Annotated in this window: 10 protein-coding genes and 2 pseudogenes; 6 read left to right on the top strand and 6 right to left on the bottom strand. The window is 34.1% G+C overall.

The genetic code is table 11. The features are described from left to right. Positions 1–221 precede the first annotated feature (221 nt). Positions 222–1,210, top strand: a pseudogene (locus Wcon_RS06540) (IS110 family RNA-guided transposase). A gap of 314 nt (positions 1,211–1,524) precedes the next feature. On the opposite strand, the gene Wcon_RS06545 reads toward Wcon_RS06540, so the two are convergent. Continuing rightward, positions 1,525–1,812 (bottom strand): hypothetical protein, encoded by a 288-nt coding sequence (locus tag Wcon_RS06545; protein WP_237350088.1) that lies wholly within the window; start codon positions 1,810–1,812, stop codon positions 1,525–1,527. 89 nt (positions 1,813–1,901) lie between these two features. Further along, positions 1,902–2,981: a peptide chain release factor 1 gene (gene prfA / locus Wcon_RS06550; protein ID WP_114517642.1), complete on the bottom strand. Its 1,080-nt coding sequence runs from the start codon at positions 2,979–2,981 to the stop codon at positions 1,902–1,904. A gap of 106 nt (positions 2,982–3,087) precedes the next feature. On the opposite strand from prfA, the gene yihA reads away from it, so the two are divergent. The 3 genes from yihA (at position 3,088) to Wcon_RS06565 (ending at position 5,949) form a co-directional block, all read left to right on the top strand. After that, positions 3,088–3,681, top strand: coding sequence for a ribosome biogenesis GTP-binding protein YihA/YsxC (gene yihA / locus Wcon_RS06555; protein WP_114517643.1), 594 nt, complete (start codon positions 3,088–3,090; stop codon positions 3,679–3,681). Next, a complete protein-coding gene (gene argB / locus Wcon_RS06560) occupies positions 3,656–4,615 on the top strand; it encodes an acetylglutamate kinase (RefSeq protein ID WP_114517644.1) in 960 nt (319 codons plus the stop codon). The genes yihA and argB overlap by 26 nt, the downstream gene beginning before the upstream one ends. 299 nt (positions 4,616–4,914) lie before the next feature. Then, positions 4,915–5,949 (top strand): efflux RND transporter periplasmic adaptor subunit, encoded by a 1,035-nt coding sequence (locus Wcon_RS06565; protein WP_237350089.1) that lies wholly within the window; start codon positions 4,915–4,917, stop codon positions 5,947–5,949. A gap of 10 nt (positions 5,950–5,959) precedes the next feature. On the opposite strand, the gene grxD is transcribed toward Wcon_RS06565, so the two are convergent. Genes grxD through Wcon_RS06580 form a run of 3 tightly spaced genes read right to left on the bottom strand, consistent with a single transcriptional unit; the run spans position 5,960 to position 7,885 of the window. Beyond that, the gene (gene grxD / locus Wcon_RS06570) at positions 5,960–6,283 is read right to left on the bottom strand and encodes a Grx4 family monothiol glutaredoxin (protein ID WP_114517646.1); all 324 of its coding nucleotides are present in this window, start codon (positions 6,281–6,283) and stop codon (positions 5,960–5,962) included. Positions 6,284–6,299: 16 nt separating this feature from the next. After that, entirely contained in the window at positions 6,300–6,518 is a 219-nt protein-coding gene (locus tag Wcon_RS06575; RefSeq protein ID WP_114517647.1) for a BolA/IbaG family iron-sulfur metabolism protein, read from the bottom strand. Positions 6,519–6,565: 47 nt separating this feature from the next. Continuing rightward, complete coding sequence (locus Wcon_RS06580; RefSeq protein ID WP_114517648.1) at positions 6,566–7,885, bottom strand: malic enzyme-like NAD(P)-binding protein; 1,320 nt, start codon at positions 7,883–7,885, stop codon at positions 6,566–6,568. Positions 7,886–7,957: 72 nt separating this feature from the next. Between Wcon_RS06580 and Wcon_RS06585 the strand changes: the two genes are divergently transcribed. After that, positions 7,958–8,176, top strand: coding sequence for a hypothetical protein (locus Wcon_RS06585; RefSeq protein ID WP_114517649.1), 219 nt, complete (start codon positions 7,958–7,960; stop codon positions 8,174–8,176). Next, positions 8,167–8,964: pseudogene (locus Wcon_RS06590) on the top strand (transposase); the annotation flags it as partial. The gene Wcon_RS06585 and the pseudogene Wcon_RS06590, both read left to right, overlap by 10 nt. A gap of 92 nt (positions 8,965–9,056) precedes the next feature. Here the strand turns inward: Wcon_RS06590 and Wcon_RS06595 are convergent. Beyond that, complete coding sequence (locus tag Wcon_RS06595) at positions 9,057–9,995, bottom strand: IS110 family RNA-guided transposase (RefSeq protein ID WP_114516788.1); 939 nt, start codon at positions 9,993–9,995, stop codon at positions 9,057–9,059. Between the last annotated feature and the right edge of the window lie 205 nt (positions 9,996–10,200).

The raw sequence follows: 10,200 nt of genomic DNA on the forward strand, positions 1-10,200 counted from the left end.
GTATCTTGTAAAAAGCATCTAATGTTTTAAGCTTAAGCATTAGGTGGAGGAGGGAAGAACTCTGTTTCTCCTCTTAGATATAAAATCTGTAAGAAAGATAAGAGTTCCCTCCTCAAAAGTATAGGCTGGACGGTATCGTAGAAAGACCTAAATGGCTCTAATTCTGTATCCACAAGGTTAGCCTTACTTTTCGTTTTAAATGGTAACGTATGGGGTTATATATGATCAACAACTTTCTTGGAATTGATGTATCAAAAGATCGCTTTGATGTTTTTCTTTCATTCATAAGTAAAAAAGAAAAGCGTGAAACTAGGAAAAGGAGCTTTAAGAACGATGATCTTGGGTTTCAAGGTCTGCTGAGTTTTCTACAAAAGCATAATGTGGAAGAAGTAAAGTCATGCATGTGGTTGTTATAGCGAAGCTTTGGCTGAATTTCTGCACAATGCTGGACATTTTGTTAGTGTTGTAAATCCTTATTGTATTAAATCTTATACAAGGAGTAAGCTCGTAAGACAAAAGAATGATCAGACTGATGCAGAAATTATTGCTGATTATTGCCAAAGACAGGAACCAACTCGTTGGACACCACCTTCTTCTGAAATGAAAAAATTAAAACATCTTTATCGTTGCTCAGTTGCGTTAAAAGAATTAGTAAATAACCACCTAGAAAAAAAAGAGAGACTGCCTAAAGAAGTTGCAAATGCTTGTTGCAACGAATATAGTTAAAAAAATAGAAATAATAAAAAACTCCATACGCAAACTATTAAAGCAGCACAAAGAATTGTTGGAAAATTTTCAGCTTCTATTGACTATTCCAGGAATAGGAGAGGAATCAGCAATGGCTATTTTAGCTGAAATCCCTGACATAAAAGCTTTTAGAGATGCCAGGCAATTGGCAGCATATACAGGAGTTATACCGAAAAATATAACATCAGGTTCATCTGTACATTCTAAACCAAGATTAAGTAAATCAGGTTCACAAACATTACGTAAGGCCCTTTTCTTTCCTGCCATAGTAGCCAAGAATCACAATCCTATCATTGTGAGTTTTTGCCAAAGACTAAAGAAGAAGGGTAAGCATAATATGGCAATTGTGGGAGCTGCAATGCGTAAGCTACTCCATATCATTTTCGGTATCCTGACATCCAAAAGTGCTTTTGATCCAAATCATATCAAGAATTACAGAACTAGGATGTTGACTGTAGTTTAAAATCAAAAAATGCTTCCAATCCATTCAACATATTCACTAACTGTAATCTGTGTACTGTTACACAATCAGAAGTATTTTTTGATTTTATGATACAGCTTGAGTAATTTTTTTGTTGACTAGCAAGACGGTATCTTTCTTATCTTATTTTTTGTTCACACAGACTAGCATGATCAAAACTATCAACTGATGGATTTTCGCAATAACGTCAATAGCAGTCAGATGTCCTACACCTTTTAGCAGGTCTATAGTTGAATTTGAGCGCTCTATAAGTAGCAACAAATAATATAACTTATTTTTTTCTCTATATAACACTGTTAGCCGAATAGATATTTGCTTGACGTTTCTATGCCTTCATTATCATTAGTAATACTCAAGGGAAAACTAAACTTAATAAGATTTGGAAGCATATTGTTGTTCCATGATTCACGTAATGCTGCTATACCTTCGTTGCAGATATCGTCATAAAGTAAATTAAATTCTTTAATATTTGAAAAACTACCATCCTTTAGCGCATTCATTAATATTACTCCACTTTCAATATCAATATCATTAGAAATTAAATCAAGTTTAACAAGATTTGGAAAGTTATCATTCTTTAACAATTTAGTGATTGCTATTGAACCTTCTTCACCAATAATGCTAGAAGTTAATTTACACTCAGTAATATTTGGAAGATTAATATTCTTTAATGCTAACCCCCTCCGGCCAACCTTTCTGCTTCATTACGTGAAATCAATGCCTCAATAAATTCATCTAGTTCACCTTCTTTTATAATCTGCTCTAATCGATGTGAAGTTAGATTAATTCTATGATCTGTAATTCTTGATTGTGGAAAGTTATAAGTTCTTATACGTTCAGAGCGATCTCCAGAGCCAATTTGACTTTTTCTCATTGTTGACCTTTCCATTTCTTTTTTTTGTCTTTCAATTTCATATAGCCTTGCTCTCAAGACTTTCAGTGCTTTAGCTTTATTTTTGTGCTGCGATTTTTCGTCTTGCTGTATTACAACTATTCCTGTTGGCAAGTGGGTTACCCTTACTGCACTATCAGTCGTATTCACTGATTGCCCTCCAGGGCCACTAGATCTGTAAACATCTATTCGTAAGTCTTTCTCTTCTATTTTAAAGTCAACCTCTTCAACTTCAGGTAGTATTGCAACGGTGGCTGCCGAGGTATGTAGCCTTCCTGAGGATTCAGTTTCTGGTACTCGCTGTACTCTGTGTACTCCTGACTCAAATTTTAGCCTTGCAAAAACTTCTGTTCCGTTAATAAGTGCAGAAGCTTCCTTATAACCACCTATACCTGTGTTAGAAATGCTTATTGGCTCGAATTTCCAATTTCTTCTTTCTGCATATTTTTGGTACATACGAAATAATATCGCTGCAAATAGCGCTGCTTCTTCTCCTCCTGTGCCTGCTCTGATTTCTAATATTGCGTTTCTTGAGTCATCTTCATCTTTTGGCAATAGCGCTAACTTTAGCTTGGCTTTTACTTTTGGTAATAGCATCTTTTGCTTCTCAAAAAGTTCTTCTTTTGCTAACTCTTTTATATCATTTTCGCTGTTTTCATCTTTCATTATTTCTTCTAAATCTGAAATTTCCTCTTTCAGTGTATTATATTCATCGATTATCTCGATGATTGGTCTGAGTTCAGAGTATTCCTTTGAAAGACTAATGAATTCTTTTTGACTCAAATTGGTAGGACTTTCCAAATTCCTCTCTATATCATTAAACTTTTTCTTTAAGTCTTGTAAATTATTCTCTATATCCATATAGTACAGTTTCAACTGTTTAAGTAAGTAATATATACTGAAATAAAAAATTTCTTATATCAAGCAATAACACTATAATTACCCAGGATATTTCTACCTTAACATAATGGCAAGACAGATAACATCAAGCTGCAGCTTCATATTTGGAGCTTCAGACAAAAAATCATTACCAGATGAATCAGCTCCAGAGATTGCGTTTGCTGGTAGATCAAATGTAGGAAAATCGAGTTTGATCAACTTACTGATAAATAGCAAAAAAGCTGCAAGAGTTTCCTCTAAGCCTGGATGCACTAGACAAATAAATTTTTACTCTATGTACAATGATAAGTTCAGGATTGTCGACCTACCGGGATATGGCTATTCTCGTGCAAGCAGGGAAGAAGCAATACAATACTTAAACCTAATTGAGTATTATCTAATTCAAAGGAGAAATCTAAGAAGAGTGTTTGTGCTTATAGATAGCAAGGTAGGATTAAAAGAAATAGACAAAGACTTTATTTATTGGTTAATATGTAATAACATTAACTTTAACATTGTGCTAACAAAAATAGATAAAGTGAGTCAGGAAAGCCTAGATGCTATTCTAGAAAGCACTCAAAAGTGGATTAATAATGAGCATGTGTCAATTCATCAAATAAGCATCTGTGTTAAGCATAAAATAACCAAGGTAAGAGATGAGTTTTTCAAGTTTACAAGATAAAAAAGTGAAGAGCGATGAATTTTCAAATGGTGAGATACCATTTAAGCAAAAAGCAGAAATATTACTTGAAGTGTTGTCTAGCATACCTAGCTTTGTAGGCGAAACTTTTATCATCAAATGCAGCAGTGTAACAATCTCAGATAAAATGCTGCTTAATGCTTTTGTGCATAATATCGTCCTGTTGAAACAGCTTGGTATAAATCCGGTGATAGTTCATGACGGAGAATATGAAATTAACTCAGTGTTAAAAATGCTAGGTATGAACAATAAGCTTGTAAATGGTGTCAGACTCACAGACAAAAGCACTATGAAAATCATTGAAATGGCACTATGTGGTTCAGTTAATAAAAAAATTGTTCAGCATATAAATTCTGCCGGTGGTTCAGCTATTGGATTATGTGGAAAAGATGGCAACCTCATAAAAGCTGAAAAGACAAGCACTACGCTTAGGGAAAACAGATTAAATAATATTGAAAAAATACTAGACATGGGATTTATCGGTAGACCAACTGAGATCAATCCTGATATATTATTTTTTATTGAAGAATCAGATTCTATACCAGTTATTGCACCTATCGGTTATGGAAAAAATGGAGAAACATATCATATTGATGCCGATAGAACTGCAAGTGCAATTGCAATTGCAGTTTCCGCGTCTAAAATGATAATCTTGAGTGATACGGATGAAGAAATAAACGCAATTGGCAATGGAAGAGTCTTGATTAAAAGTTTAAATGCATCAATTGATCGTGGCGAAATTAAAGGAGAAAAACTTGTTGAAAGGCTTATGGCATATACTAAAATGGTGGAAGAATGTGCTGGAGTTGTTCACATAGTTAATGGTAGAATACCTAACATTATGCTTGATTTATTTACTAAGAATAATTCAAGCATATCAATCATGGATGATTTAGTACTGCCTATAACGATATGAACGTTGAAAATTTTGGAACCCCTATTTAAACATATATTTATTTTTGTTACAATATTCTTATTTCCATCATATCATTTGATGGAAATTTTCAGTCTTATGCACGACTTTATTTACATTTTTATTTGATTAAAAATTGCATTTTAGCAATAAAAAACTTATTTATTGTAGGAAAACTTGTGTTTGTTCTCACATAAAGCTATTTATGGAGTGATAATGGATGTATTATACTTACATTTCTGGTTCGGAAATTTATGCAGTTGTTTCTAACAAGATTAGTCAACAAGTTTTATTGTTTAAAGATGAGAAACAAAGTTATTATTATTACTAGTGCCATTCTTATTTTACTATTTGTTGTCAATAATGTGTTTTTGAGGAAAAATCAAACAGTTCATAGTGATAATACAACTAATAGCTTTTCAGTAAAAACTCAGGAATATACACCGCAAAACCGTACTATATATTTGAATTTTTCTGGTACAGTAAATCCCTTGCATAGGACCAATCTTATCTCAAGAACAAGTGGTCAAGTTATTGCTGTTTATTTCTCTGATGGTGAAAAGGTAAAGAGAGGTAATGTAATTTTAAAGATAGAAGATTATGACAGAGTTGAGCAAGTTGAAAAAGCCAAAGCCTTATTAAAGCAGCGTGAATTTGAGTATTATTCCTCTCAAAAATTGAATAAAAAAGGCTATGGAGCACAAATACAAGTGGAAGCAACTTTTACTGCATTGCAGAGTGCAAAAGCTGACCTAAAAAGGCTAGAATTGGATTTAGAAAATACTGCAGTTAAATCTCCTATTGATGGTTATATTGATAAAATCAATGCAAACGAAGGGGATTTTGTTAATGCTGGGCAAAAAATAGCTGACGTGGTTAATTTCGATCAAATTCTTGTAGTGTTATACGTTTCGGAGAATGAAGTAAATAAAATAGAGCTAGGCAGCACAGCTCAAATTAATTTACTAGACGGAAAAGAATTGGCAGGTGAAGTAAGTTTTATTACTAAAATTATTGAGCCTAAAACTGGATCCTATAGAGTAGAGGTAAAGGTAACTGATAATGAGATTATATCCTTGCAAGGACTTACTGCTAGTGTAAGTCTACCTTCAGGCGAAAGGTTTGCATATAAAATTCCTTCTTCAGCCTTGAGCTTAAGTGATGATGGTGTTCTTGGAATAAAGATTGTTGATGACAATAATTATGTAGTATTTACACCAATAGAAATTGTTGATCATGAAAACGATGGGGTTTGGATAGTAGTAAATAACGAAAATAAGCCTATAAAGTTAATAACATTGGGCCATCTATTTGTTAAGCCTGGTGATAAGGTTTAAGTTTGGGAACTTATTCCGAAATAATCTTTTTTTCCTTTAATAAATTTTGTAATTCACCTTTTTCATACATCTCGCGGGTTATGTCACAGCCACCAACAAACTCTCCCTTTATATATAATTGTGGAATTGTTGGCCAATCAGAAAAACTTTTTATAGACTGACGTATTTCATCATTCTCGAGCACGTTGATGCATTTAAACTTTACATTCAACTTTTTGAGAATTGACACCACGAGTCCAGAGAATCCGCATTGAGGAAAATCAAAGGTGCCTTTCATATACAGCACTACATCATTTTCTGCTATGTCTTTTTTTATTTCTTCAAAGTTATTCATAAATATCACCTTAATTTTAAGCGCTAGTTTCTAGTTGCAATGCATGTATAGACTGACCTTCAAGAGCTTTATATACCATTCTATGTTGTTCTATTTTTGTCTTGCCGGAAAAACACTTGGAAGTTATTTTTAAATGGTAATGATCATCATCTCCAGCAAGGTCCTTAATCTTTATATCAGCATCAGGAAATGACTGTTTGATAATTTTCTCTAATTCATGAATTGTAATAGTCATCAGTTTGTTTTAAATCTTTTAATTATAAGTCTAAAATATGCAATTGATTATTGTGAAGACAATAGATCCAGCGTATTAAGAACACTAGCAAGACGAGATTTTAATTGATCTTCATATTCACTCCAATCTTGAATTTTCTTTCTTGCAACACCTGAGTCAATCGCAGCTTTTGCAACAGCAGGAGGTACTATAGAAATTAATCTTGGGTCAAATGGGGTAGGTATTATATATTCACGACCATAGCTCATTTTACGACCGCCATAGGCTGCAGATATCTCATTCGGCACTGATTCACGGGCAAGCTTTGCTATTGCATCTGCAGCGGCAATTTTCATCTCATTATTTATTGTTGTTGCATATACATCGAGTGCTCCTCTGAATATGTAAGGAAATCCCATTACGTTATTGACTTGGTTGTTATAGTCTGACCTACCAGTTGCAATTATTGCATCTGGCCTTACAGACTTTGCAAATTCAGGCCTTACTTCTGGATCAGGATTAGCAAGAGCAAAAATGATCGGGTCTTTACCCATGCTTTTTAACATCTCTTCGTTAAGCACATTTTTTGCAGATAGTCCGATGAATACATCAGCGCCTTTTATTGCATCAAGTAGAGAACATTCTTTAGTGTCAATTGCATATTTTTCCTTCCACTCATTCATGTCCTCTTTTCTGTCTTTGTGTATTACTCCTTGTTTGTCACATAATACTATGTTCTTAGCACCCATGGACTTTAGTATTTCCAAACACGCAATACCAGCTGCTCCAGCTCCATTCATGATGATCTTGACATTCTCTAATTTCTTTCCAGCAATATCGAGGGCATTTTCTATACCAGCTGCAACAACCACTGCAGTTCCGTGTTGATCATCGTGGAACACTGGAATATCCATCAATTCATTTAGACGTTTCTCTATTATGAAACAATCAGGAGATCTTATATCTTCTAGATTTATTCCCCCCCAACTTGGTCCAAGATACCTTACTGCATTGATGAAATCTTCTATATTTTCTGTGTCAACTTCTATATCGACTGCATCAATGTCAGCAAAACGCTTAAATAAAACAGCTTTGCCTTCCATGACGGGTTTTGAAGCAAGAGGACCGATATTACCAAGCCCAAGCACTGCAGTGCCATTTGAAATAACAGCTACATAATTGCTTTTTGCCGTGTAATCATAAACAGCTTCAGGATTTTTAGCTATTTCAAGGCATGGAGCTGCAACACCAGGAGAATAAGCAAGTGATAGATCATACTGTGTACATAAGGTTTTTGTTGGTATAATCGACACTTTACCAGGCTTACCACCCCTATTATGATACTTAAGTGCTTCTTGTTTTGCGGTATTATCTAAATCATCGTTCATTCTTATGTTTTAAGCTCATATTTTTTAAGTATATGGAGTTTTTATGAATGTTCAATTGTAAACTATTAACTTGTGAACTCGATTGTATTTCTATATAAATTTATCTACTACACAGCAGCCAAGCAACAAATTGCTGGTTACACCAAAGAGAAAGTCATTCATTCAGAAGAGCTACTTGAGATCGTAAGAGAACAGCTAAATAAGGATGATATGAGGATTTTAACTGATACAAAATTGAGGTGTAATATTATTCCAGTAGATATTCATGCTAAGCACAATCAGAAGAAGTAATTGAAGGAGAGAGGAACCCTGAAAAACTAGCTGAATTTAGAAGTTCGAATATGAAGAACGATAAACATACTATAGCAAAAGCATTAACAGGCGATTATAGAGAAGAACATTTATTTGTACTGAAACAAGAATATACAGCATATACTTTTTTTCAAACCGAATGTGATAAAAGCATAGAAAATTGCTATAAAATATTTGAAACAAAGTCTGATGAGAGTAAAGAGTTAGGTAAGGAAAAAAACAAATCTAGAAGAGGCAGACCGAACTTCACCTTGCGTGAGGAATTATATCGGGTAACTGGCATAGATTTTACTAAAATTCCTGGACTTGATATACTGACTGTGCAAACTATTATTTCAGAAGTTGGCATTAACCATAATAAGTGGCGATCAGAAAAGCACTTTACTTCATGGTTAGGACTTAGCCCTGCTAACAAGATCACAGAAGAAAAAGTATTTGGAACAAAAACTCGTAAAGTTATTAATCGCGCTACAGATGCCTTGCGAATGGCTGCTTATGCTGTGGGAAATAGCAAAAGTGCATTAGGTGCATATTGTAGGAGATTAAAAAAACGGCTAGGAGCAATAAAAGCAATTACCGCCACAGCAAGAAAATTAGCATGTATCCTTTACCAAATGTTGAAATATGGACAAGAGTATGTGGAAAAAGGAATGAGTTATTATGAAACACGCTACAAAGAGAAAGTTGTGAAAAATTTGATCAAAAAAGCGCAGGGATTTGGCTACACACTAGTTCAACAAGAAGAGTTGATTGATGGAGTTTATTAGGAGAGCCTAGTTTCTTGATTTTAAACCACTTTAAGATTAAGTGGGACTAGTGCGATTCGAACGCACGGCCTTCGGATTAGGAATCTACCGTCTTAAGCGTCAAGATAAAAACTATTGTTTTTTACCATGGCATTTAAACAAATAATGATTTTTCTCATGACAGCAACTAATGCAACTTTAGCGGCTTTGCCAGAAGCAACTAAGCGCTGATAAAGAGCTTTCATTTTCCTGTTATGACGCATTGCGACCACAGCAGACATGTATAATGCTTTTCGAGCATAAAACCTGCCACCTATGATTTGAGCTTTGCTTACCTTTCTTCCGCTTTCATTAGTTTTTGGTGCAACTCCAATTAGACAGGCTATTTCTTTATTATCTAATCTACCAAGCTCAGGTACTTCTATGAGTAGGATACTCGCAATTTTGCGTCCAATACCTTTATAGCTAGTTAGAAGTTTGCTTTTTTCCTTCAAACCAGGGTCAGAGTCTATTATGTCTTCTATGTCTTGCCTAACTTGCTCTAATTGTTTTTTGGCAAATTCTATCTGCTTTACTATATATTCTCTGGCTTTTCCTGTCACATTATGTAAACGACACATATTTGCGTGAACATCATCGCTTAGATTACGCTCAATTGCTCTTAGTTCTTTTAGTTCTTCTTGTTTTTGTGAAACTATACATTCTACTACCTCATCGTTTTTTGTGATAAATTCAGCATACTTTTCTAGCAATTTTGCATCTAATTTGTCTGTTTTTGCAAAATGGTTACAAGCTTTCGCAAACGCATATACCCGGTTTGGGTGAGCTCTATGCACAACTATACTATGTTCTTGTAACAATTTTACGACAAGTTTTTCATAACCGCCTGTTGATTCTACTACACATAATTCAACAAATACATTAACTATTTTTGACTTTATAAACTCAGATATAGCTTTTTCTGCATTTTCTATACGCTGATGTTTATTGTTGATTGAAATATCAAGTGTCTCTTTTGAAACATCAATACCCATAAAAACTGTTCTAGCCATTTTTGCACCTATAAATTATAATCAAATAACAATATAAATGATGTACAGGATTGTGATTCGATCTTTTAGATCCCCCTACCGTTCGTACTACATTTTTTAAGCAAGGAGTGTACTGAGATTCCTACGATTTCTATCAATCAATCCAATTGACAGTATCACTCCTTGCTCATTATAGCCTTGCGACTTTGATTTAATATACAATCCA

Source organism: Wolbachia endosymbiont of Cylisticus convexus (assembly GCF_003344345.1).